The sequence below is a fragment of the Peribacillus sp. NPDC056705 genome, assembly GCF_043656335.1.
Window position 1 is genome coordinate 1 of record NZ_JBHTYI010000026.1, and the last position, 24,088, is coordinate 24,088.

Annotated in this window: 30 protein-coding genes; 16 read left to right on the forward strand and 14 right to left on the reverse strand. The window is 36.1% G+C overall.

What is annotated here, in order from left to right; genetic code table 11:
• Window positions 1-39: 39 nt before the first annotated feature.
• The 6 genes from ACFRAK_RS21595 to ACFRAK_RS21620 form a co-directional block, all read right to left on the reverse strand.
• Window positions 40-429 (reverse strand): winged helix-turn-helix transcriptional regulator, encoded by a 390-nt coding sequence (locus ACFRAK_RS21595; protein ID WP_394572482.1) that lies wholly within the window; start codon window positions 427-429, stop codon window positions 40-42.
• A 19-nt stretch (window positions 430-448) separates the two neighbouring features.
• Window positions 449-865, reverse strand: coding sequence for a hypothetical protein (locus tag ACFRAK_RS21600; RefSeq protein ID WP_394572483.1), 417 nt, complete (start codon window positions 863-865; stop codon window positions 449-451).
• A 39-nt stretch (window positions 866-904) separates the two neighbouring features.
• Window positions 905-1,801, reverse strand: a complete 897-nt coding sequence (locus tag ACFRAK_RS21605) for a hypothetical protein (protein WP_394572484.1) — start codon at window positions 1,799-1,801, stop codon at window positions 905-907.
• A 119-nt stretch (window positions 1,802-1,920) separates the two neighbouring features.
• On the reverse strand, window positions 1,921-2,601 hold the full coding sequence (locus tag ACFRAK_RS21610) for a replication-relaxation family protein (protein WP_394572485.1): 681 nt from the start codon (window positions 2,599-2,601) through the stop codon (window positions 1,921-1,923).
• The gene (locus ACFRAK_RS21615; protein ID WP_394572486.1) at window positions 2,585-3,721 is read right to left on the reverse strand and encodes an FtsK/SpoIIIE domain-containing protein; all 1,137 of its coding nucleotides are present in this window, start codon (window positions 3,719-3,721) and stop codon (window positions 2,585-2,587) included. Before ACFRAK_RS21615 ends, ACFRAK_RS21610 begins: the two co-directional genes overlap by 17 nt.
• 20 nt (window positions 3,722-3,741) lie before the next feature.
• Window positions 3,742-4,053, reverse strand: coding sequence for a hypothetical protein (locus ACFRAK_RS21620; protein ID WP_394572487.1), 312 nt, complete (start codon window positions 4,051-4,053; stop codon window positions 3,742-3,744).
• Window positions 4,054-4,367: 314 nt separating this feature from the next.
• Between ACFRAK_RS21620 and ACFRAK_RS21625 the strand changes: the two genes are divergently transcribed.
• The 6 genes from ACFRAK_RS21625 to ACFRAK_RS21650 all read left to right on the forward strand — a co-directional run bounded on the left by ACFRAK_RS21625 (window position 4,368) and on the right by ACFRAK_RS21650 (window position 6,930).
• Window positions 4,368-4,805, forward strand: coding sequence for an endonuclease domain-containing protein (locus tag ACFRAK_RS21625; protein ID WP_394572488.1), 438 nt, complete (start codon window positions 4,368-4,370; stop codon window positions 4,803-4,805).
• A 119-nt stretch (window positions 4,806-4,924) separates the two neighbouring features.
• Entirely contained in the window at window positions 4,925-5,119 is a 195-nt protein-coding gene (locus ACFRAK_RS21630) for a hypothetical protein (protein ID WP_394572489.1), read from the forward strand.
• A gap of 17 nt (window positions 5,120-5,136) precedes the next feature.
• Complete coding sequence (locus ACFRAK_RS21635) at window positions 5,137-5,283, forward strand: hypothetical protein (RefSeq protein ID WP_394572490.1); 147 nt, start codon at window positions 5,137-5,139, stop codon at window positions 5,281-5,283.
• Window positions 5,284-5,479: 196 nt separating this feature from the next.
• Window positions 5,480-5,713, forward strand: coding sequence for a YolD-like family protein (locus ACFRAK_RS21640; RefSeq protein ID WP_394572509.1), 234 nt, complete (start codon window positions 5,480-5,482; stop codon window positions 5,711-5,713).
• 260 nt (window positions 5,714-5,973) lie between these two features.
• Window positions 5,974-6,675 (forward strand): hypothetical protein, encoded by a 702-nt coding sequence (locus ACFRAK_RS21645; protein ID WP_394572491.1) that lies wholly within the window; start codon window positions 5,974-5,976, stop codon window positions 6,673-6,675.
• An 18-nt stretch (window positions 6,676-6,693) separates the two neighbouring features.
• The gene (locus tag ACFRAK_RS21650; protein ID WP_394572492.1) at window positions 6,694-6,930 is read left to right on the forward strand and encodes a hypothetical protein; all 237 of its coding nucleotides are present in this window, start codon (window positions 6,694-6,696) and stop codon (window positions 6,928-6,930) included.
• Between the two features lie 40 nt (window positions 6,931-6,970).
• On the opposite strand, the gene ACFRAK_RS21655 is transcribed toward ACFRAK_RS21650, so the two are convergent.
• Entirely contained in the window at window positions 6,971-7,198 is a 228-nt protein-coding gene (locus tag ACFRAK_RS21655; RefSeq protein ID WP_394572493.1) for a helix-turn-helix domain-containing protein, read from the reverse strand.
• Window positions 7,199-7,409: 211 nt separating this feature from the next.
• On the opposite strand from ACFRAK_RS21655, the gene ACFRAK_RS21660 reads away from it, so the two are divergent.
• Window positions 7,410-7,673, forward strand: a complete 264-nt coding sequence (locus ACFRAK_RS21660; protein ID WP_394572494.1) for a hypothetical protein — start codon at window positions 7,410-7,412, stop codon at window positions 7,671-7,673.
• Window positions 7,673-7,960, forward strand: a complete 288-nt coding sequence (locus ACFRAK_RS21665) for a hypothetical protein (protein WP_394572495.1) — start codon at window positions 7,673-7,675, stop codon at window positions 7,958-7,960. Before ACFRAK_RS21660 ends, ACFRAK_RS21665 begins: the two co-directional genes overlap by 1 nt.
• A 52-nt stretch (window positions 7,961-8,012) precedes the next feature.
• Here the strand turns inward: ACFRAK_RS21665 and ACFRAK_RS21670 are convergent, their stop codons facing one another.
• Complete coding sequence (locus tag ACFRAK_RS21670) at window positions 8,013-8,990, reverse strand: tyrosine-type recombinase/integrase (protein WP_394572496.1); 978 nt, start codon at window positions 8,988-8,990, stop codon at window positions 8,013-8,015.
• 485 nt (window positions 8,991-9,475) lie between these two features.
• Here ACFRAK_RS21670 and ACFRAK_RS21675 point away from each other — a divergent pair, with 485 nt between their 5' ends.
• Window positions 9,476-9,877, forward strand: a complete 402-nt coding sequence (locus tag ACFRAK_RS21675; RefSeq protein ID WP_387599268.1) for an RDD family protein — start codon at window positions 9,476-9,478, stop codon at window positions 9,875-9,877.
• Window positions 9,878-10,268: 391 nt separating this feature from the next.
• Here the strand turns inward: ACFRAK_RS21675 and ACFRAK_RS21680 are convergent, their stop codons facing one another.
• Window positions 10,269-10,508, reverse strand: coding sequence for a ribbon-helix-helix domain-containing protein (locus ACFRAK_RS21680; RefSeq protein WP_387599265.1), 240 nt, complete (start codon window positions 10,506-10,508; stop codon window positions 10,269-10,271).
• A gap of 1,095 nt (window positions 10,509-11,603) precedes the next feature.
• On the opposite strand from ACFRAK_RS21680, the gene ACFRAK_RS21685 reads away from it, so the two are divergent.
• Window positions 11,604-13,853: a HelD family protein gene (locus ACFRAK_RS21685; RefSeq protein ID WP_394572497.1), complete on the forward strand. Its 2,250-nt coding sequence runs from the start codon at window positions 11,604-11,606 to the stop codon at window positions 13,851-13,853.
• Window positions 13,854-13,892: 39 nt separating this feature from the next.
• On the opposite strand, the gene ACFRAK_RS21690 is transcribed toward ACFRAK_RS21685, so the two are convergent.
• Window positions 13,893-14,414 carry a GNAT family N-acetyltransferase gene (locus ACFRAK_RS21690; RefSeq protein WP_387599259.1) on the reverse strand — a complete coding sequence of 174 codons (522 nt, stop codon included), beginning with the start codon at window positions 14,412-14,414 and terminating at the stop codon, window positions 13,893-13,895.
• 141 nt (window positions 14,415-14,555) lie between these two features.
• On the opposite strand from ACFRAK_RS21690, the gene ACFRAK_RS21695 reads away from it, so the two are divergent.
• Together ACFRAK_RS21695 and ACFRAK_RS21700 are read left to right on the forward strand one after the other, a co-directional pair.
• The gene (locus ACFRAK_RS21695; protein ID WP_230303418.1) at window positions 14,556-14,747 is read left to right on the forward strand and encodes a hypothetical protein; all 192 of its coding nucleotides are present in this window, start codon (window positions 14,556-14,558) and stop codon (window positions 14,745-14,747) included.
• A gap of 77 nt (window positions 14,748-14,824) precedes the next feature.
• Window positions 14,825-15,238 (forward strand): hypothetical protein, encoded by a 414-nt coding sequence (locus ACFRAK_RS21700; protein ID WP_260286436.1) that lies wholly within the window; start codon window positions 14,825-14,827, stop codon window positions 15,236-15,238.
• A 93-nt stretch (window positions 15,239-15,331) separates the two neighbouring features.
• On the opposite strand, the gene ACFRAK_RS21705 is transcribed toward ACFRAK_RS21700, so the two are convergent.
• Complete coding sequence (locus tag ACFRAK_RS21705; protein ID WP_394572498.1) at window positions 15,332-16,522, reverse strand: alanyl-tRNA editing protein; 1,191 nt, start codon at window positions 16,520-16,522, stop codon at window positions 15,332-15,334.
• Between the two features lie 314 nt (window positions 16,523-16,836).
• Here ACFRAK_RS21705 and ACFRAK_RS21710 point away from each other — a divergent pair, with 314 nt between their 5' ends.
• From ACFRAK_RS21710 to ACFRAK_RS21725, 4 genes are all read left to right on the forward strand, one after another.
• Window positions 16,837-18,459: a GGDEF domain-containing response regulator gene (locus ACFRAK_RS21710; protein WP_394572499.1), complete on the forward strand. Its 1,623-nt coding sequence runs from the start codon at window positions 16,837-16,839 to the stop codon at window positions 18,457-18,459.
• 117 nt (window positions 18,460-18,576) lie between these two features.
• The gene (locus tag ACFRAK_RS21715) at window positions 18,577-18,960 is read left to right on the forward strand and encodes a response regulator transcription factor (protein ID WP_387707676.1); all 384 of its coding nucleotides are present in this window, start codon (window positions 18,577-18,579) and stop codon (window positions 18,958-18,960) included.
• Entirely contained in the window at window positions 18,935-21,826 is a 2,892-nt protein-coding gene (locus tag ACFRAK_RS21720; RefSeq protein WP_394572500.1) for an ATP-binding protein, read from the forward strand. The genes ACFRAK_RS21715 and ACFRAK_RS21720 overlap by 26 nt, the downstream gene beginning before the upstream one ends.
• A gap of 121 nt (window positions 21,827-21,947) precedes the next feature.
• On the forward strand, window positions 21,948-22,820 hold the full coding sequence (locus ACFRAK_RS21725) for a CvfB family protein (protein WP_260286441.1): 873 nt from the start codon (window positions 21,948-21,950) through the stop codon (window positions 22,818-22,820).
• Between the two features lie 45 nt (window positions 22,821-22,865).
• Here the strand turns inward: ACFRAK_RS21725 and ACFRAK_RS21730 are convergent, their stop codons facing one another.
• From ACFRAK_RS21730 to ACFRAK_RS21740, 3 genes are read right to left on the reverse strand one after another with little or no spacing between them, the layout of a single operon-like run.
• Entirely contained in the window at window positions 22,866-23,435 is a 570-nt protein-coding gene (locus tag ACFRAK_RS21730; protein ID WP_192205086.1) for a manganese catalase family protein, read from the reverse strand.
• 13 nt (window positions 23,436-23,448) lie between these two features.
• Window positions 23,449-23,715, reverse strand: coding sequence for a spore coat protein CotJB (locus ACFRAK_RS21735; protein ID WP_063234474.1), 267 nt, complete (start codon window positions 23,713-23,715; stop codon window positions 23,449-23,451).
• The gene (locus ACFRAK_RS21740; protein WP_048679115.1) at window positions 23,716-23,949 is read right to left on the reverse strand and encodes a spore coat associated protein CotJA; all 234 of its coding nucleotides are present in this window, start codon (window positions 23,947-23,949) and stop codon (window positions 23,716-23,718) included. It abuts the gene before it with no gap.
• Between the last annotated feature and the right edge of the window lie 139 nt (window positions 23,950-24,088).

The following is a 24,088-nucleotide window of genomic DNA, read 5'->3' on the forward strand; positions in this document are numbered from 1 at the left end:
GGGGCTTAGTAATCTCTAGCCTTATTAATAATATTATTATCATACTTTTTTCAATATTAAATCGTAAATATATCCCCATGCTTGTTGTACTTCATTTATTTCTAATCCCAATAATTCAGCCTGCTTTTTGTACTTACCAATTAATGAAGGATCGCCTTCTAACAGTTCAACAACTTTGACTACATTTGGATATGGTGTGTAATTTATATCATTGTGAAGTAATCTGTAAGCTCCTGGTGCCACTTTGACTATGGCATTATACTTAGCTAGAATTTTTAATCTATTACTTACATTTGTTGGACTAATACTCAAGCGAGATGAGAGCTCTTTCTGAGATATATTAGAAATACCGTCTTCATTTTGACTTGTTTCGATAAGGTCTAAAATAGCCATAAATATGTTAAACCGACTTTTTAGTTCATCTTTCATTTCTCTCACCTACAACTAATTATTTCCTATAAGTCCTATATACACGTTCAGCAATATCTAACCTAAATTGTTCACACACATCTTCATTCATTTCCTTTAAACAATATGACAATTGTACAATCAGTTGAGCCCTATCTTCAATATTAGTTAAGAACATTGTGGTGAGTAACGACACTAGTAAATCATTATAATCTATATCTGATTCATCATAAATAATTGTTTCTCCGTTAGTTAGTAAAATTTTAGTGGTTCTAACTTCTGCTCTTGAACGAAATGGTTTGTTTTCTGATTCTGTAATAATCAACTCATCTATTAACTTAATAAGTTGTGAATTCTCCAAATCTTTATATTCATTCTTATAATTATCTACTGTTTCATTTCCGCCATGTTCATTAAGAATATCTGTCCAAATTAATAATAACCTTTTGTCATCCATGCATTCTTCTCCTCTGAAATTTGTTTCACTTTAAAACAATCATTTTTTCTTTCTCTTTTTTTCAACAGCCATCTGACATTCTAATATTCTTTCTGGAGTTAAATCTTCAATTGCGTCTACTAGATAATCGAAAAGCAAAATGACTTTCAGCGATATAGGTAAAGTGCCAAAATCTGTGTGACCGCCATGTAATATAGCATGTCGACTAATATCGTTACCTAATTCTTCTCCATGTCGGAAAGATACTAAAATATTTGAGTTATAATAATCAAATATTACCTTGTCAAAACCCAAACTGCTCATACTTTCATGTTTCAGTAAATGCTCTAAAAGTATTTGTTGAATGTTTCCATTTACATACCCAGTAATTTTAAAAGCATCTACGATAAGTCCTTCATACTGAGAAATAATTCCCAGAACAGATAAATGATACATTCCTTGATTGTGAGATTTAACTACATTTCTTAAAATTTGAATTCTTTTATCAAGAAATGGTTTATCTTCCCACTTTATCAGCATTTCATAGATAGCAGTAGTATCATAATTCCATGCCATAAATTCATCAATATATTCCACTACTTGTTTCTTATCCTCAATGAAATCTCTAATAATAATTCTCATCTGTCTAATATCAACATCATAGTGAGGTGGATATCCTAATTCAACAATTGTAGCCTGAAATATTTCCATATCTTCCTCAGTTTGTTTAATCCCTTTGCGTATCTTTTCAAAAGTATCTTGAATTTTATACTGTGGAATTACGGATTTCATAATTTGGTCAACATTTCCAACGGCTATTGCACTTTCTCGTATTTCTCTAAATACAGGAGGTATTATGTCTTTGGTTGAATTTGCAAGATCTATAGAATGTTTAATTAATTTATTTTGTTTTTCAATTGCTGCAATTAGTGGATTTTTATATGGTTTAATTTTCACAATTAATCTCCTATTATAATTTAGTTGAAATGAATTTAATTCCCTTTCTAGGATTTAAAGGTAAATAAATCCATTACATTTGAAGATTAACAGTAATAGATATGTTTTGTAAATCCATTTTATTTTTTAAACTTCAACGATCCACCATTAGATTGAATTACATTTTTAACATTTTTAGGTTTGATTTGTAGTGTTGATTCACCTGACCTACTTTCAATGAAGTCAGTTATAGAAGGGGATTGATATATTTCTAGTTTTGTACTTTTAACAGCATATCGAGTAGGGGTAATAATTAGGATAGACGGGAACACCTTTTTATCTGGTTTTTGCCAAGGTTCATCTTTCCAATCTCCTGTATCATAATAATCTTCATACAGGTCAATTTTCTTTTGCATTACTTCTTTTGTATAAACATTGCGTTGAACTTCGATAAATATGGGATTAAACCAAATAGCAAAAATATCTGGTTCAATGGTTCCTTTGTCACCATATTTAGGCTCAATCATGAGGTTTTTAGTTTCTCTGTGTGCTTTCATTTCAATAACAGTATCTACAAGTTCAAGGAAGTGGGGGATTTTAGTTGAGTCTGGTTTAATATTGCAGTCAACGGTGAAGTAAACGTATGGAGAGTGAAGTGTGCTGCACTTGATAAAGTTATCCCTTGTTAAACGCTTTAAAACGCTATTGCAAGAGTTTATAGGGTTCTTAAGATGCTTAAAATGTAATTTAACTATCTGGTTTCTTGACATCATTCTGAATTGTCTCAAGTCATTAATAATGGCTTTATCCCTTTGGTTCACTATCGAACACCTCATCTAATGAAAATTCATTTACCTTTCGAACTGCGACATCTTCAAGCTCTGATTTTTCTTGTTTCACTTTTAATGGATCAAGTAACCCTTTAGATGTTTTCTTATCCATGTAAGGTACTTGAATCACTTTTTCTTTACCTTGAGTTGAAAGTATCATCCTACCTGCATTAACCAATTCAACTGATTGCTTTAATCCACTTATTTTTGCATTCGTTTCGTCTGACTGTTTACCTGATATTCTAAAGGTAAGGTTATTCTTCAATTGTCCACCCAGCGATTTAGCATCACCACGTTGCATTGACAACATCAGATAAACACCATTAGAACGACCTATACAAGATATACTTTCAATAATCTTCATTATTTTTGGATTATCTTTAAGCAATATAACTTCATCAATACAAACCACGATTGTAGGCAGCTTCACTTCTAATTCATAAATACTTTCAACGTCCATTTCATCAAGTAATTTACCTCTTCGAACCATTTCTTTTTCAATCATTTGAAGAGGAGGGAGGAGTGACTTAGCATCCATAAAAACACCCAATACATGAGGTAATCGTTTGTATATACCAAACTCCGAATACTTCAAATCACCAAGCAAGAATTGTACTTCATCAGGTGAGCTATGCAGAATCAATGAAGTCAATACCCCCCTAATCAATGATGATTTTCCACTGCCAGTAGTCCCTGTGAGCAACATATGATGTTCTTCTAACATGTCTTTTACATTCATCTTTCCTGACCTATCTACACCACACATAATAGGGATTATTTTATCCTTGCAATGTGGCTGGATAATTTTAAATTCATAAGGAATATTAGTTTTCATTTCTTTTGCATAACACCAAAGGATGAACTTTTTGACCTTACCATCTATTTCAATGTTATTTCCAAAGCACTGTTTGAATACCCATTCTTGTTTTAAAACTAAATCAGGATTAGCGCCATCGGGTAAAGTAAATGTAAATCGAACAGCTTTATTTTCCTCGTCAATATGGACTTCGTGAATCTTAGGATAGCGTGTATAAGTCTTTGATTCTGTTGTTGTTTGTTTATGAATTCCACCAAGCTTAAATGCCCTCATTAACGAACCACGCAGCTTCATCTTTGCTCTCCATAGTTTCATCATAGGAACGCACCATTAACAGCGAGCGTTAGTTTCCATATAAATCCGAATGCTATACAAGGTATAGCAATATTAAAGCCTGTGTGGAGTGCTTCAGCTACGTCATAATTTCCTTGATGTTCAAAAAACTTTTCCAATAAGGCAATGGATACAAGGCCAACACCCATAAGGCAAATTGTTGGATCAAATAAAATAAATGGACTGACTGAATATAGGTTAATATTCGGACTGGCTTTCCTTTTTACCTTCTTTTTATCCTTAAAACTTCCGTCCATAAATGAATGCAACTCTATAGTGTGCTTTCTTCTCATAAAAATAATCCCTCCTTTTTGATAATCAGTAAACTCTGAATTAAATAAATCCCCCTCGCGCTCCCCCTTAATCCCTCACTCCGTTCACTCATAACAAATTCTTTTGTTTCAGTCATACCAACGGATTAAACTTGTTTTTCATTGGTAATGATAATAAGTAAAAAACAAAGTAACTGATTAGTCGATAATTAGTTGATTTATTTTAGATAATCAGTAGGTGATTCAATAATGGAATCGTATCTACTTTGGTAAATGATATGTAGAAAGTTCGTAGAAGTTGCTTGTACCTACGAGAAAGAGGAAATTTATTTACAATGGTAGAATATGTGGTGTTTTTTGGACTTGACCTATCAGGGTTTGTCTTTCTAGGCTTGGACATACGAAGAAGCAGAGGAGTGACTGTGGATCGATACATTCCCCCATACTTTGTGGAATTGGATAAATGTCAAAGTCCTATTGAGAAGAGGGTCTTGAAAGCATTATGGATGAGGGATTATAAAGTAACTACACAGTATCCAATAAGAAGGTATAGAATTGATATAGCACTACCAGAGTATCGGTTAGCCATTGAATGTGATGGTAAAGATTTTCATTCAAGTAAAAAAGCTAAAGCACACGACAGGAAGCGAGACGCATACCTAAGATCAATTGGATGGAAAACGCTGCGGTTTAGTGGAAGCACAATCAATGGTAATATGAGCAAGGTGATTACTCGAATTGAATCAGAAATACAAAAGAAACACTCTAATTAAAAAGGGTTTGTTACGTTTTTTGTCACAATTAAAAAATAATTCCTAATTTCTTCACAATACTGTCACGAGGACTTTTTACCTATATAATGAATATATAGGCAATGGGGGAGGTTGGTTTTGTGAAATTGAGTTTTGAGCGAATCGGTAATATAAAGGCTAACTTACAGTTATTTGATGATCATGTATTTCTAATGGCCGAGGATAGTATGCCTGTGAAGTTGTGCCGTGAAAAATATGGTGAAGAAGAAGCAATTCAATTTGCAATAAAGGAATTTGAAAAACTGAATAATGTAATTTTGACGTCTATCGATTGATATTTGGAGGGATAAACATGCGCAACCAAGAAGGACTAAAAATAATTGATACTGAAGAATACACTTACATAGAAGGGATTGGTACAGCTACTGAAGAGGGGAATCTGGATTTAGAGGGGTTAATTAAAACATTGCTACAGGAAAAATACCTACGTTATCTTTAGAAGGGGAATTTTCCCTTTCATTTTTTTGACTAAATTAAGAACAAATGTTCTATAATGAATTTATAGAATGAAATGGAGATGTTCTTATGTCTATAAAAGATCGTGGAAAGCTTAAATGGCAACCAGCATTGATGCTGCCTGAATACGTTAAGTTACTTAATGATGTAAATAAGGATTATTACCGTCAAGTAAACCGATATTAGATGAATACCAATTAGAGGAGTTTGAAAACAAGATACATACCGCAATGGAGTTTGCTTCACCTGTAAAGTTTACAGTTTGGGAAGATGGATTTGATTGGGAGTATACAGGGATGATACATAGGCTAGATCAGTTTACAAAGCTTATTTATTTAGAGCTGGAAAATGAGAAGGGGCATATTATTAAGGTGAAGTTTGAGGATCTTGTAGCGGTAGAGGTAAGGGAGTGAAAAAGTTGACCAAAGCAAAACCTAAGAAACAACTGTGGATAAAAAGCAGAACATTCCTAAATGGATTTACAGTAGATGATTATTTAAGAAAAGAAGTTAAATTGATTGTAACTAAATATACCAAATGAACAATAGGTCACCATTCGCTGGTGATTTTTTTATTGTAATTTTTTACTTTTGATGAAAATAATACATAAATATTATTTTTGTGGTATAATTTGTATTTGTTACCAATATAACTCAAAGGGAGATGTACAAAAGTGTTAAAGAATCGTTTTTTAGTTTTACTATTATTAGTAGGGGTATTCATGTTTAGTAGTGTTAATGTTTCTTATGCAGAAGAAACAGATGATTGGGATTGGGCGGAGTTTGAGAGATTAAAATTATTAGATACCATAGAATTTTATGGATTAGATATACTTCAAGAAGAAGAAGCATTCGAAAAGAATACAACAAGTGAAGTTATGTACAACCCCATGTATGAAGATGGGACAACTTTAGATGTAAAGTTAATGGTTACAACAGATATAAACGGTAATATTACAGCTGTCGAATCAGATGCATCATTAATGACAATGGACATTCTTAAAAAAAAGAAGCCAAAGAATCCAAAAACCAAAACAAATCCTGTACCATATAAATTGAATGGGGGATCAAACAAAGCGAGCTTTATTAATGATCATGCTTACAATAAGCATAAATATGATTCTAAGAAAAAATCATCAGCTACGGCTACTCAATATGGAAAAGATGTTGATGTAAAAAAATTAAGAGAAGATACAATGGCCAACTATGATAATAAGTGGACAACTAAGGACAACTCTGGTCAAGTTCAAGTTCACTATGCTAAGAGTTATGATTCTAATATAAGCACTAAGGATACATCAACAAAAAACCATAGGGTTGTAATTAACAAAACTAAATCAACTAGGAGTACTCAATATCCCTTATCCTTTAAATAAAAACTAGGAGTGAAGAAAATGAAAATAAAAAAAAGCCAAAAGTTCGTACAGTTAGACGTAAGGAATTGGGATAATACAGAGTTAGTAGAAAGTTTATATGAGATTTGCGGGACTAGTAAAGAGTATGAAAATGATGAAGTAGAGGTTCATCAGGTTGTGGATTTAGGAAAACTTAAAAACGAGTGGAGGTATTTAATCATTTTAAATATTTCACAAGACTTGGATAACCTTGGTTCACCAATAAATCACTATTAGGTTTGAATGGAATTAATTATAGCTTAAAACCACCAGTCATTTACGATTGGTGGTTTTCTTCGTTAATTAATATCAATATATCATGAATATTTATTTCTAAAACTTCGCAAATCCTACCAATGGTATCCCTTTGATATTGTTTTGTATCGTCATTATATAGTCTTCTAAGTGTTTCAAATTTCAAATCAGTCATGGAAGCTAACTGTCTTATAGATATATTTCTTTCATCAAGAATCTTTTTTAAATTGGACTTAACTCTGATCCCCATGAATAACCCACCTTTTCCTTCTTCATAAATAAATTATATCACATAAAAAAAGATTGACTACGGAAAGTAGTAAAACGAACTACGGAATGTTGTTGACCATTAAACGTAGTCGTAATATACTTTGATTAACGACAACGAAAAGTAGTCAAGCGAGGGGTCTTGAAGGCATCCGTTATATAAAAATTTGAATTTAAAAGGGGATAAATAAAAAATGACAAATCAAACAATCGAAGCTACAAAGGTATTTGTATCAGTTGATAACTCATCTCAGTGGATCGTATTGGAAGAAGAAATGCAAGCAGGCTTCAATTATCAACTTGCATCAATTGAAGACCTTCACGACTACGTAGCAGCTTGTGGTGAATACTTTACATACAACGTTGAAACTGCAGAAGGTGTTGCTAAATGGCACACTGAGAAATCCCCAGAAGAATCTCCACTTGATTATATCTGTGAATACAGGGTGATCAACTAATGAATAACAGATATCTTCCTTCCATTGCTCTTGCCAATGATATCCTCCAAGAAATTATCACAGCCACTGAGTTAGAGATTACCGAGTTAAAGATTACCGAGTTAAAGAAGCAACTTGATAAATACGATAGGAAAGGTAATAGAAAAGCTGCAAAACTCACGGTGGAAGTGTTATTCGCTACGATGAGGAAGTTAACATCTTATGAGGAAATGCAAAAGTCTCTCCCAAAACGTAGTAGACAAGGTGAAATTTATAACTTTGGTATACGGGGATGTAGGGCAGTATAGTTTTTTTCTCCAAAGTAAAAAGGCAGTCAAGATGACTACCTAATAATCCATATTATTTTTTCCATATTGCTTTTAACGGACTATGGTCAGCATGTAAGTCTGCAACATCATCGTGATTAAGGGTCACATAGCGTTTTGTTTGTTCGATGTTCATGTGACCTAAAATCGCCTGTAAACTGAATAAATCGCCGCCATTTTTTAAATAGAGTTTTGCACATGTATGCCTAAAAGTATGGGGGCTACAACGAATCCCTTCAATCTTAGCTCGCTTCCCATACTTTTCAATTAGTTGATATAAACCACGATTAGTGAGTTGATTACCTGCTATATTAATAAATAGTTGCGAGTATTTGCTTTCACCACGGACAGTAAGCCATCTTCTTATAGCATTTTTAGTCCTATCAGTAATCGGTACTTTTCTCATATGGTATGTTTTTGTATGACGAACCATAATATAATTTTGTTCAAACACAACATCAAAGACGTTTAAATTTAATATTTCATTTTGGCGCAGACCACATTCAAGTAACACTAGGCAAATAGCTGTATCTCTAACGCCTATCCACGTATTATTTTCTATCTCATTGAAAAATAGTCGTAATTGTTCAACTGAAAATGCTTCTATAGCAGCACGTCGGAATTTCAGACGCTTTACGCCATCGCCAGCATTAATGGGTACTTTTTTATTGTCATAAAGCCATTTGAGGACAGTTTTAAATGCTCTTAAACGAATGTTAATACTAGAAGGAGACAACTCTTTTTTGTTTTTCATGTAGAGAATTAAATCGGTAATGTGTTCACTAGTTAATTGATCTGGTGAGATATCTAGTTCTTGTTCTTCCCAGTAACGAAATATCATGCGAGTTTCTTTAACGTAATAGAAAGAAGTTGCTTCACGTAAGCCCCTTATCTCACAATCCTTTAAGAATATTTCCATAGCACTTGTCCAATCAGTAACGTAATTTACCTTTTTATCTACTGTATTAAGCTTTTGTTGTTCATCCTTAGTTAAAAAACGAGTCCTTTTCATAATAAATACGCTCCCTATATAGTTTACGACACACCGTAAACAAGAGCGTAAACTGCACAGCGTAGAATCAACGTTTTAATACAGTATTAACATCTTCAAACAGTTTACGATCGCCATAGCGTAAACCAACATTATTTACTGTAATCATTTATTTACATTCCTCCAAAATACTTTTGTTTCAACGTGTCCAACACTTTGTTTCATTAGTTATACGCTGATTCATACAAACAGCAGTTTCCAATAATTTTTAAATGCCGTTCGTTAAATTGTATCTTATTTCTTATGAAAATTAAAGGCAGATTAGCAAAAACAAACGTTTATAGGCAAAAATTACACAAGGATTAAATTTTATTTTAAAATTGTAGCATTTTAAAGTATGTTTTATTTTTTTAACAAAAATAATTATAGGCATAAAGACTCATTACGCATCAACCTTTTAATTGGTAATATAGGTAACTGTAACTAACACGATAGGAGGATCATAAATGAGTGATTCAGTAGGTTTTTGGAAACGTTTTTTGGCAGGATTATTGGATGGAATAATAGTATCTTTACCATTAGCGATAATTTTCGGGTTGATTACTGGAGATTGGGAAAATGAAAACTACTCAACGTTCTTCGACTTTCTTTACATGCTGCTTGTCCCGATATTATGGTATGGCTATACAGTAGGTAAACGGATTATGGGAATACGCATAGTAAGGATGGACGGCAAAAAGTTAGGAATCGGCACAATGCTATTGAGGTATTTAGTTGCTGCTTTGGTTTACGCAATTACATTGGGGATAGGGTTTATTGTTAGTGCATTCATGGTCGGCCTAAGGAAAGACAATAGAGCGATACATGATTTCATAGCTGGTACATACGTGACATCAAATAAACCATGATTCATTGATAAGAGTTTAATAGCTGATTCAGACTGTAGGCAAACTTGGGGATCAAGTTTGTCTATAGTTTTTTGAGGGTTTGTAAAAATTCAAACGTTGATTGGAACGGAGGGCACTCGCTTGTACGAACTTTTCTATGCGGGAGTCTCCAATCAAATTTATTTAACATTTAGATAGCCATCCTTTTGAAAAGCAGCTAATAGCTGCTTTTTTTCTGCGTAATTACATATTCAAACCCACATGATTTTTTCGGAACCCTGCAGGGTATCTTCATCAAATATGAAGGGGATTTTGGGATATTTTTAAGAAATATTATATTGGAAACCACGATAGAATATTTATTCATTAAAACAGTGGCAGTTAGGAAGCAAAAAGCACTTCACCTATATGGTCAAGTGCTTTGGTTATTCAAAACTTCTTTATTTTGATTGATGATGATTTTATTTCTTAAGATCATTTCCTTATTATTGAGTCCAACATTCAGTTCTTTGGTATTATTCACCTTTTCCAGCAGTGACGCTACAGATATTTCCAATAGTTCGGAGATAGGCATATTTGTTTTGGATGATAAAATTTCAAGTTCATGGATTAGTTTAGGTGATAGCATTGGTTGTCTTTCATTTATTTCCATGACAGTACCCACTTTCTTAAAAAAAAATTTAATTGTAATGTAAGTATATAATGGGAGTTTCCAATAAAAATATTAAATTAGCGTTATTTATGTTAAGAGATGATGACAATTGTAGAGGAAAGGTATAATCGAGTATTTTATCCTAATGGAAGTGCTGGGTCATTCCAGAGAATCATGAGGGCCATACATTACTGAAGCCAAGAGACTTGATTAGTTATAGCCGTAGGACAAACATTAAAATATTTTTAGTCAGACCCTATCTGGAAAAATGTATCTTGAAGTAAATTCCTTTCCGAATAAAGGTATGTCATCACCTGCAGTCTATTGGGATATCCCAATCCAACATAACCATGATGATGCCTAACGCCCGGTCGCCTATACCTGCCCAATTTGTATCTTTCTATGATCTCCGCCCCTTTTACCTGGGCCACCTTTATTTGATTGAATTTCTTTTCACTGGACGGCTTTCATGGATAAGAAAAAGTCAATTAAAGCGTGCATCACAGACATAACTACGCTAATGATTAATCCAATGGCGGCAAAGTGCCTGAATTAAGCCTTTCCTAATATATAAATAAAATGAAGTAAGACGGGTGGTATGGTTGCCCCTAATTCATGCAATATCAGGGTTTGCCTATTGCTAACAATGGAAACTGCTGTGCAGTCTTATAGGAGCTTTGATAGGGGAGGGGGCATTTGTTTTTTGATATACATAAATTGATTGCATATCATTATGTATAAAGAGGATAGTATAATTGTCATTAACTAATAGCATCGGATCATGTGATATCCAACTGATGAAATGGAAATAAACTTCCCATTCCCAGAATGGTAAAAAAAGCATTCAATGATTTTCCTACTGGAAGTTTGAATGTTCCTTCATAAGTCAACATATTATAGCAAAATCCAATCTGGAATAATTAGCGCATTCTACAAATTATATGAAGTATCAGGGAAGGTGAAATTTCAACTATATAATTCTATGTCTCCAGATTTGTCAACCATTGGCTTTTCTGATAGTATAAATGTCCATTTCGTCTTAGCATCGGCTTTTTATGAGTGTGATAACTAAATAAGGAAGGGGAGGTGGTTTCATTGGGTAATCACCCTGATTTTGAACAGGAACGGCAGCGGCTGGATTTTACGAAACGTTATATCGATGTAGTCATCAAAACATCAGAAACAAGCAAAGATCAGTTTCAGCGGAATATGCAAGAAGCTTTTGGCGATGCCGATTGGTCTGAATCGGGCTTATATTCACAGTTACTGACGACGGCCAACTTTTTTGAGATGTCCAAAACCGAACTTGAAAGTTTACGCAAAGCAAGTAAAAAGCCCTACTTTGCAAGAGTGGATTTTGAAAGGAATGACGGTGATAGAGGCGAAGTCCTTTATTTCGGAAAAACATCGCTTTATCAGAGGGAAAGCCAGGAGCAGATCATCGTCGATTGGCGATCGCCGATTGCAAACCTCTATTATGAGGGACGGATTGGTGAAATAGAATATGAAGCCGAAGGAGAGACATTCAGCGGGAATATCACTTTAAAAAGACAGCTAATGATCGAAGAAGGTGTCTTGGAGGAGATAAGGGACATTGATTTGACAACAACGGATGAATTATTGCAAGAATCCCTTTCCAAAAGTTCCAGCAATCGACTGACAGATATCATTACCACGATCCAGGAAGAACAAAATAAAATCATTCGTGCGGATTTGAATAAACCTATCATTGTCCAAGGCGCAGCGGGCAGTGGTAAAACTACAATTGCTTTACATAGGATCTCTTATTTCATTTATCACTATAAAGACCTGTTCGATCCGCGCCAATTAATGATCCTTGCTCCGAGCCGGGTTTTCATTGATTACATATCTGAAGCTTTACCTGAATTGGGTGTAGAAAAGGTAAAACAATTCATATTTTCCGAATATGTTCAGGCAGCGATAGGAAAGCAGGTGAAGCTTGTAGCGGATGATAAATTAACTCGATTGCTGGAAAAGGATGATGAAGCAATTAATTCAGCCGTCTGGATATCAGGTCTGAAGGGCTCCCCTGTCTTTAAATATATATTGGACGAATATGTAAAGGATATTTTCAGGGGTTTCCACCCTAATGCTGATTTTTATTGTGATAAATATCGCCTCTATTCCGCTAAGAAGTTCATTAGATTATTGGAAGAGGATTATTGGTATTTACCATTATACAGCAGGCTGGACAAACTGAAGGCCATTTTACAAAATGAAGTGAAATTGAAAAAGAAAATAATGCTTGAACGTGTTGTTGATCTTTATGATGCCAAAATTGAGAAAGCTCTCTATAGAAATATTGATCCAGTCATTCGTAAGGATTTTATTACAAAATGCCTCGATAAAAAGGAGGAAAGGATTGGTCAGATCCAAAAGGCGATCCGTACTTCCGTAAAAGGGTATTTTAAGCAATTCAAAAGTAAAGATCTCCTGGATTACTATAAGGGGTTATACGAAGATCCGGAGCGTCTTGCCTCTTACAGCAACGGTAAACTCACTGTTGAAGATGCCAGTGTATTATGTGAGTATAATCATAAATTATTTTCTGTTAAAAGTTACGAGCTGGAGGACTTAGGAGCATTATTATATCTTCAGGAGCGGCTTTTTGGTGTCGATAAAGAAAACAAAGCAAAAAATGTCGTCATTGATGAGGCACAGGATTACAGCTTCATGCAGTTACAGGCACTAAAGACGGCAGTGGATACCGATATGTTCACACTTGTAGGCGATCTTGCACAAGGCATCCATTCATACCGCGGACTTCAAACATGGGAAGAGGTTCACAGTCGTATTTTCCCTCGGGCAACGTATACTGAATTACAAAAAAGCTACAGAACAACTGTTGAAATAATGAAACAAGCTAATGAAATACTTCAGTTGTTAACATATGATTTCCCGGAAGTTGAACCTGTAGTCCGTCATGGCAAAGATCCAGAATTCATTTCCATTGAAAAGGAAGGTTGGGAAGAAGAACTTTTCGAACTTATTGCAAGCCTTAAAGAAGAAGGATTTAAAACGTTTGCCGTTATTGCTAAAACGATGAAAGATTGCAAACTGGCTAACGAGAAACTAAAGGGATTCCATCAAGGCTTTCATTTAATAGATGAAGCTGGAAACATCCCTAAAGATAAAACGTTGATTGTTCCTTCCTATCAAGCCAAAGGTCTCGAATTCGATGTCGTTTTTGCAATATCCCTGGAAGAAGCGTATTGCCATGGAAATGAACTTGATATCAAATTGCTGTACGTAACAATGACAAGGCCATTGCACAGGCTTTATTTTTTAGGTAATGAGAAAAAGGCTTTCCTTATCGAGACATGAAAGAGAGGGTGGAGTGTAACCACCCTCTTCGGGATACGATTACAAATGCAAAAGGATATCCTGAATATCTTCCCACCCGAAACCGACTTCGATGAGCTCGATGCCTGCCATTTTAACGGTTTTTTCAGCTATCACTTGACCGCCAAGGGCTTTGTAAAAACCGCATGAAGGATTATCCTTTAATGCCCAGATTATTAAATTCTTATGTCCCATTTCAATAAGCTCATGTATGACCGCTTTTATCATTTTTCGGCCGAGTCCCTGTCGTTGATATTCTTTTAAAAAATAAATGGCATATACTTCACCTTGAATATGCGGATCATTCGTTTGTTCAGGCCCGCCGGCAGCGAAACCGATAATTTCCCCATTGGCGTTTTCCGCTACAAAGGTGGCATTATGCAGCATCTTTAAATTTCTTAGCCAGTTTTTCTTTTTGGCTTCCAGATTCATGGAGGACAAATATTGGTCCGGGAGGATTCCTTTATAAGTCGTTTTCCAGCTGTTAATATGGACATTTGCTATTCCAATTACATCTTTTTCTTTGGCTTTCCTTATCTTCATGAAAACACCTTCTGATTTTCGTATTTTTCCCTAGAATATCATGGAAAAAGTGAATAAGCATTTTATTTATGTTTAAAACTGCATGAGAAAGGATAAGAAATAAAAGAGTGATTCAACCAGATGAGGGGAAGGATGAGAAAGATGAAATTGAAAGTTAGTTTTTATTTTCCGGGTGGCAAAGAGCTAGAGCATGAGGTTGAAGGCGATGACTCAACTCAAATGATTTCAAATATTCAAAAGCACCGCTATTATAATTTAGTTAAAGGCGATTGCCATTATGTCGTAGATACGGAAAAAGCAGCTTATTTTTCAGTAACGGAATTATTGGATTGAGAATAAACCGCATTGGACTTTTGTTCCATTGCGGTTTATTCTTTTTGTTGTAAGGAAACCGGAAAAGGAGTATCGACATGAAAATCAATTTTACCAAGAAACAGTATGAGACATTATTCAAAATGGTTCAGTACGGATATTGGGTTGCTTCCGATACTGAAAATAATAAAGAGTTCAGTGAAGTGGAACAGTATCTCAATTCCTTTGCCAAAGATTTCGGCATGGAAGGTGTCCAGTTTGTGAAGGAATATGAAATTTATGATATAAGCAGGGAATTGGAGGAGCAACTTCATGAAGTCATAAATGAGTATGAAGAAGGAGTGTTCAGGGATAAGCTTGCATACCATTTGGCTAGAAAAGAGTTTGCCGAGGAGTCGGAAAAACATGAATACAATCAGGAGGAGGCGTTTAAACGGATCATGGAGCTTGAAGAAAAATATCATCTTCATATTGAAGAACACGGATTAGTGAAATTGAAAATTGAAGAATAAAAAGAGAGAGGACATAGTTTGTCCTCTTTTTTCTCATGAGAAGTCATGATTTCCTTGTTCATCACGAACGACTTCAACCACTACGCAAAGGTTTTATACACCAAGATTATGGCCTAATTTTTCAACTGTGTATTGGTAAAATGCAATTAAGTCATTTTGTGACGCAAAACCTGCTTGTGCAGTCTGTTCGTTCCCTCCGCCTTTCCCGTTATAAGAACCGAGTTCGGCCCTGAAATATTGTCCGCAGTGAAAGGGCATGGCCCCACTGTGCGAAAGGATGACCTTTTGCTCCTTAAGTGATGCTAATAATACGGTAACCTTTTCCTTTTTTACAATCGTACCTGCAAGGTAAAGCAGTTCCTTCATTGATCTATCTTCGAAAATATGAGAGATGAATCCCCCTGCATTTTCTGCAAGCAGGGAGTCAGCAAGAAAATTTGCATTTTCAAGTTTTAAGTTTTCATTAGCCGATAGTAACTGCTTATAGTCATTCTCCAGTTTCTCCACCCTATTCAGAATCTCTGTACGTCCGGTATTGAACTTATTCGATAATGCTGAAAGAATTCCTAGACTTTCGGAATAATCGTTCAATGCCCTGAAGCCGCACTTAAAATAGAGACGGGTATGCTCTTTCTGCTTTTCCGTTTTGAAAATTTTTATTAAGCCAATCTCACCTGTACGCTCTACATGGGTTCCACCGCAAGGGTTATATTCGATTCCTTCAATCTCGACAATACGGATATTCTCTGAAACTTTAGGCATTTTGACGACAGGAAGTGTTTGTAATTGCTCGTTTGTCACGTAATAGATAAGTATTTCGCGATTCTCGATGATATATTGATTAACTAGCTTTTCAGCAGCAGCCGTATGTTCTTCAGTCCATTGAACTCCTGACATTATATCGATCGTTACATATTCGTTTCCAAGGTGAAAGCTGACCGTATTAGAGTAGAACAGTTCCCTGCAGACAGCAGAGAGTAAATGCTGGCCGCTATGCTGTTGCATATGATCGAAGCGACGGGACCAATCAAGTTCACAGTGGACGATTTCTGAATCTGGCCTTTTTTCCGTCTTATGCAGAATCGTTCCATCATTGCCTTTTTTAACGTCAAGAACGGTGATCCCTTCTATTAAACCAGTATCTGCAGGCTGACCGCCCCCTTCGGGATAAAAAGCGGTTTCTTCAAGAGTGATGTAATAAAAGCCATCTTTTTCAAAGCTCTCCTGAATTTTGGTATCCCATTGGGAAGTCTTTGTGGATGTGTAATACAATTTTTTTGTCATGAATGATTTCTTTTTCCTTTCTGTTGATCATTAAATTATATCACCGAAATACCTGAGTATGAAATTGTGGTTTTGGATGAATAAGTCAGGTAAATAAGTAAACTTTATGACAAATTTTAAATAAATTGTGCAAGATGGCAATATTCTATTTATCAGACTAGCCCTTATGATGTAAAATATTCCTTAAAGAATATACTTTAGACCTAATAAAAAATGAATTAAACAGTTTTGCATAGTCTAAAAGTCATTGTTGAAATTATTGGGAGTAGGATGACAGTAGGGTCGTTTAGGTAGAAAGGGTTAAGTGATAAGAAGTGAATCTTGTAAATATGGAAAAATACAAAAATAGCTTATTTGGGAATATAAAAAACAAACTATCTGATTGGTTAGAGCTGGATGCAGGGGAGACCATTCCTGCCCAAGAGATATTCCGTTTTCTGCATTCAATCAAAGGAACGGCTGGTACCCTGCAATTGTGTGGACTTATGGCCATCACCGAACAGCTATTGGAAGGGATGGATGAAGATAGTGAGCAGGTCTGGGATCGGACGGAACTTAGTAATTTCCTTTTTGAGCTCATTGAACATACATATGAATATGAGCATTTTGATGAAGTTGAAATAAAAGCAAAACCTGTCCGCGATTCACAAGCCCCGCTCATCCAGATCATTGATGATGATATTTCCATGTTGATTTTATTGAAAGATCTATTGGAGGATAAGGGATGGATGGTCATAACGAACGCCGACCCTGTCAAAGCGACAAATCAATACTTTGAAATGCAGCCGGATTGCCTAATTCTTGATATTCAGTTACCTGCAAAGGATGGTTTTCAAATCCTTCAGGAGATTCATCTTCATAACGAGAAATATTTCATACCGAAGATCATGATCAGCATTCAGAACGATAAAGATTCCCGGATAAAAGCATTCAAGATGGGTGCGGATGATTTTATTGGTAAGCCGATTGATATCGATGAGTTTATTGTAAAGATGGAAAGGCATATACAGCGGAAGAAAACCTTTGATCAATCGGTGCTTATTGATGAGTTGACACAGGTATATAATAGAAGATTCCTAGAAGATACACTGCCACGCTATTTTAATGATTATAAGCGGTCAGGGCGTCATTTTTCGATAAGCATCATTGATCTAGATCACTTTAAAAGGGTGAATGATCAATATGGACATTCGGTGGGCGACTTTGTACTGGCTGAGTTTGCCCGATTCATGAAAAGCAATATAAGGAATTCGGACTTGATTTGCCGGTATGGAGGGGAAGAATTCGTCATTATTTTCCCCGATACATCGAATGATGAAGCTAAACACAAGTTAACAAAGTTAATCAAGGACTTTTCTGCAAAGAAATTCAACCAGAATGGTCGCACATTTTCTGTTACATTTTCTGGGGGTGTTTTTACGGTTGATAATGAAGATGTTACGCCAAAGAAGGCATTGGAGGAAGCCGACACTTCTTTATATGAAGCGAAACGCTCAGGCCGCGGAAGAGTTGGAAGCATGCAAATAGCGGGAAATAACAAGAAATCCCTCAATGTGTCCGTTATCGATGATGATTTCATTATCCGGACCATCTTAACTAAAGCCTTGCATTCGCTTCAAATTCCGCATTTTGATTTGAATATCGCTGTATATGAAGATGGTCCATCATTTTTGAAATCCAATCGAGCAAAAGAAGATGTAGGGCATTTTTTAATCCTGGATGGAGTGATGCCCATCATGGATGGAATTGAAGTGCTGCAAAATGTGAAACAAAGCAGTAATGCTGAGTTTTTCACCGTTTTAATGCTAACTGGAAGGAAAAGTACAAATGATATTGCAAATGCTTTGAAACTTGGTGCGGATGATTATGTAACGAAACCATTTAGCATTAGGGAACTTCAGGCTAGGATAGAGCGGCTATTGACGAAGTTAATTTAACTAGGCAAGGGGATTTTACGGTCATGTATTGCGATGGAATTCCATCTGCAAAATGGTGCATGAACACTTCAGGAGTCAAGTCACCAATCGCATGAGGGTTAATTAGGAGGATGAATGATGAAGCGTATTTTATTAGCGGAAGATGAGGAAGTGTTACGAATGCTAGTAGTTGATACTTTAGAAGATGAAGATTATGACGTTGACGAAGCAGCGGATGGAATGGAGGCCGTACAGCTTCTCGAAAGCAATACGTACGATCTTATAATTCTTGATTATATGATGCCCGGATATACCGGATTGGAAATCATTGAAAAAATCCAGTCGTCTGAAATTAAAAACCAAGGGAAAATCTTGATGTTATCTGCAAAAAGCCAACAATTTGAACAAGAAAGGATATTGGAAGCGGGTGCGGATTATTTCATGTCCAAACCATTTAGCCCGTTAAAATTAATAGAAAAAATCGAGGTCATTTTGCATGAAACTGAATCCTTACTTTACTAAGAGCCTTTCTAGGCAAGTAGTTTCTTTAATGACGGGTTGCATCATTTTATTTATTGTCGGAACAGGGGTTTTATTTTATTTTTTGCAGTCTTTGAATGCTGAATATATCCAACAGAGGCAAAGCATTGTGGATAAACAATTGATGATGGATGAAATATTCGATCAATTTAATACCGTCTTTTTAGATATTAAGGGATATATAGCTTTCAATAATGATGCATTAAAGGATAAAGCATTAAATGAGGAAACTTCAATCACGGAAAATATTGAAGCGTTTAAGGAGATTGCCAATACAAAGGAGGATAAGGATATCTCCAATGAGCTTGGGACTTTTACTGAATATTATTTTAGTGGGGTTCTTCCATCCTTATTTGATTCCGAAAAAAAAGGGGGGAAGTTAGAGGTTGAAAAAATGGATAGTACTGAAATTACGGCACAAATTACGAGTCTTCGCAGTACTATTAAATCATACTCGGGCACTTTAACGGAAAGGCTCGATAAAAGTGTGAAGGATCTAACGAAAAAGCAGTCCTATATTCAAGGAGCCTTTGTCGGGTTCGTCCTTATTTTCTTATTCATCTTCTTATTCATCGTCAGATCGATCATCCGGAACATAGGAAGACCTCTTTCGGATTTTTCAATAGCGGCGAATGAAATTGCAGCCGGACGGGAGGCTGTTATTTCCGTCAAGGAAAACCGGAAGGATGAGCTAGGGGTATTGTCGATTGCATTCAAAAAAATGTTTACAAGCGTTCAGGAAAAAGAGCAGGAATTGATGGCGCATAATGAAGAACTGCTTGCACAGCAGGATGAACTTCAAGCCCAGCAAAATGAACTTCAAGTAACACTTGGAATCATCACTGATAATGAGCAGAAGCTCACGAGGAGAAATGAACTAATCAATGGTATATCATCGACTTTAGATAAAAAGGAAGTGCTAAAAAGCATTGTCTTTAATATGAGCAGGTTGATTTCTGCTGATCGTGGGATGATTGCTTTAGTACATGAAGATGTCTCCTCATCATTTGGAATATCGGAAAATGGAATACGGCAATTCCGGAATAATATAAACAGCGGTTTGAATCATCGACTCCTTGAAGAGAAGAAACCCTTCACTATAAAGAGAGAACAAGATGTGGCTGAGAAAGGGTATCACGAAAATAAGAATTACAGTTATGATTTATATCTTCCCGTTTTATCCACGTTTAAAGAAGTAGAAGCTATCATGGTTTACAGCAGGTACGGGACCCTATTTACCGATCAGGAAGTGGAAGAATGCGAAACCTTGGCTAAGCAAATCTCAACGTCGCTAGACAAGATCAAGCTTTACGAACAGACAGAAGAGAATAGGAAGCTGAATCAGGATATCCTGAACACGATTCAGGAAGGTATCCAATTGATTGATCAGGAAAGAAAGGTCATTCAGGTCAATCAGCCATTTTGCGATATTTTTAAAATAGGTTCTTTTCCTGAGCAAATAATTGACATGCCATGGGAAACGTGGAGTGTTGAAATGGCTGCTCAAATGGAGGGGGAGAGATTTTTACATGCAATGGATGAAGCGATTAATAATCCGGAGGGAGTGAATTATGAAGAACGAAGTTTTACATTTAAAAAGGAAGAGACGAATCAGGTCATAAAGGTATATCTTGAAACACTGCATTATCACAATGAAGGCTATGGCACAATTTTGGTTTATCGTGATATTACAAAAGAATATGAAGTGGATCAAATGAAATCCGAATTTGTCAGTACAGTTAGTCATGAATTAAGGACACCGCTTGCAAGCGTCCTTGGTTTTACCGAATTGATGCTGAACAAACCATTGAAACCCGAAAGACAGACAAAATATTTACAGACAATTTACAATGAAGCAAAAAGGCTCACCGCACTTATCAATGATTTCCTGGATGTTCAAAAAATGGAGTCCGGTAAACAAATATATGAAAAAAAATATGTGGAAATCATTCCATTAATTCAAAAGGTAATTGAACATTTGGAAATAAATACAGCACAGCACGATATTCGGCTCAATATCGAAACCAAGGATTTAATGATCCTAGGGGATCGTTTGAAAATCGAACAAGCATTTTCAAACCTTTTAAGCAATGCAATCAAATATTCTCCTGATGGGGGCGGGATCTCTGTCCGAGTATATAGCAGGAACGATATGCTTTTCATAGATATCCAGGATGAGGGTTTAGGCATCCCAAAAGAATCAATGCCGCATTTATTCCAGAAATTTTATAGGGTCGATAATTCAGATCGCAGGCGGATTGGAGGAACGGGCCTTGGATTAGCCATTGTTGATGAAATCATAAAGTCACACGGCGGAAATGTTTCGGTGGTTTCCAATTATGGACATGGAAGTACATTTACCATATCCTTACCTAGAGTAACTCTGAAAGAATTGGGGCAGAACAATGATGGACAGCCAAGAAAACTTAACCATGAAATCATGGTCATTGAAGATGATATAAACTTAGCGGAACTGCTAAAATATGAATTGATGGACAGTGGCTTCCACGTTAGCTATTTCAACAGTGGTAGAAAGGCATTTCAAAAACTGAAAACCTCACCTCCGGATGCCATTGTACTGGATATCCTTCTTGAAGAGGGAGAGATGGACGGCTGGACGATCCTGAGGGAATTAAAAGGATCTGCTGACTTGAATGAGATTCCCGTTTTTGTATCGACCGCACTTGACGAAAGGGAGAAGGGAATTTCCTTGGGAGCGAAGGATTATTTAGTTAAACCTTATAAACCGAGCCAATTATCCAAAGTGATCATGCATACCTTGTTAAGTAACGGTAAACAAGGGCAGATTCTGATTCCGCAAGTATTCCATGAAGAAAAGAAGGATTAAAAAATAAAAAACCGTAATAGGTATACAGAACATCAAAAAAATGATAAATTCAAATATGTTGGAAAAATAAATAATTGGGTACAATTGTAGGTAAAGGTAAGTAACAGGAGGATTTTTATTCATGCAAAACATTCAGGCCGGCATGGCTGTAGAGTTAGAAGTGGAACGTAAGGCTGATTTTGGATGGTTTTTAACGGATGGTTCAGAAGATGTCTTACTTCATCATAATGAAATGAATGAAGGAACGGAACTAGAGATTGGCGATGAAGTAACTGTGTTCATCTACCATGACAAACAAGCAAGGCTAACAGCGACAATGAAGATACCCGAAATTCAGATTGATCGATATGGCTGGGCGGAAGTTGTCAATGTGAAAAGGAAACTGGGGGTTTTTGTGGACATCGGTCTTTCCAAAGACATTCTTGTATCCCTGGATGACCTTCCAAATATAGATCGCTTATGGCCTGAGGTTGGTGATCGTTTATATGTATCCCTGAAGACAGATCGTCATGATCGCCTGTTTGGTAAACTTGCAACGGAAGATGTTATTCAGGAGATTGCAGTAAAAGCTCCTTTAAAAGGAGTCCGTAATACCAGTATTAAGGGAAATGTCTATCGTTTGCTTATGGTTGGATCTTTCTTTATTTCACAAGAAGGGTACCGCTGTTTCATTCACGAAAGTGAACGCAAGGAGGAGCCCCGTCTTGGTGAATTAGTTGAAGGGCGCGTCATTGATAGTAAAGAAGATGGAACGCTTAACGTTTCATTAATCCCCTTTAAACAAGATTTAATGGGGGAAGATGCTGATGTCATTTTCACTTACTTAATGAATCGCGGCGGTGCAATGCCTTATGGTGACAAAACGCCACCTGATGATATTAAGTTTCACTTCGGTTTGAGCAAGGGAGCGTTCAAGCGTGCCCTTGGCAAACTGATGAAAGAAGAAAAGATTTACCAGGAAGATGGATGGACATATTCTTCAGACCGAAAATGAAAAAGCAGCGGATTTTCTCCGCTGCCTTTTTTTATGTGAATTTCATTAAAAGAACTTCTTTTTACCTTTTTCTTCTTTTAAAATCTCCACAGCTTCCCTGAACCTCATCGAATGGATAATTTCCCTTTCACGTAAAAACCTGAGTGAATCATTGATATCAGGATCATCCGAGATGTCAATCAACCACTGGTAGGTTGCTCTGGCCTTTTCTTCAGCGGCAATATCTTCATATAAATCAGCAATCGGATCGCCTTTAGCTTGAATATATGTGGCAGTCCACGGACTTCCTGCCGCGTTTTGATAAAAAAGAGCACTATCATGATTGACATAATGTTCACCAAGGCCGGCTGCTGCCATCTGCTGTGGTGTGGCATCTTTTGTAAGTTTATAAATCATTGTGGCAATCATTTCCAGATGAGCGAATTCTTCCGTTCCGATATCCGTCAGCAGGCCAATCACTTTATCGGGAATTGTATATCGTTGATTTAAGTATCGGAGTGCTGCAGCCAACTCACCATCAGCACCCCCGTATTGTTCTATTAAAAATTTAGCCAATCGAGGATTACAGTCCCTGACTTTAACTGGATATTGCAGCTTCTTTTCGTAAACCCACATAGCTCATCTCTCCTTATACCTGCCATGGCCAAGGGCCTTGGCCCCATTCCCATTTATTTTCACCGCCTGGACTGTTTCCAAATCCCAATAATGGTCCATATTTAGGCTCAAAAACCGATTTCAACTGTTTGGAATATTCATGAAATTGATTAAATTGCTGTAAAGCCTGCTGGTCGTTAGGATGTGTATCCAAATAAAGAGTCAACTCTACCAGTACGAAATCGGCAGCCTGTATTTGTTCAAGCAACTGATAATATTCATCATCCAGTTTCTTATTCATTTACGTCTCCCTTTCCCGATATGGATTATCATAAAAATCATAAAAGAATTTCCAAAGTGTACCGTATTTCAAAGCTTCTTCCGGTGTGAACTGCTCCATATTAGGCGGTTGAAAATTAATATACAAATTAGGAGGTGTCCTGTAATACTTTCTCCCAATAGGCGGACAAGGATCGAATTTACTATGGAAAGGTTTATATGACTTAACTAATGTAAAAGTCTTTTCGCGAGTCAAAAAAAATACCTCCTTTGTAAAGATATAGCCTTTAATTTTTATGCCTGGGTAATGCATAATATGACTTCTCTGGTCTGGAAAGGAAATTAACTGGAAAATGATGTTTTTTCAGAATATTATAAAATCTTGTTATAGTCCC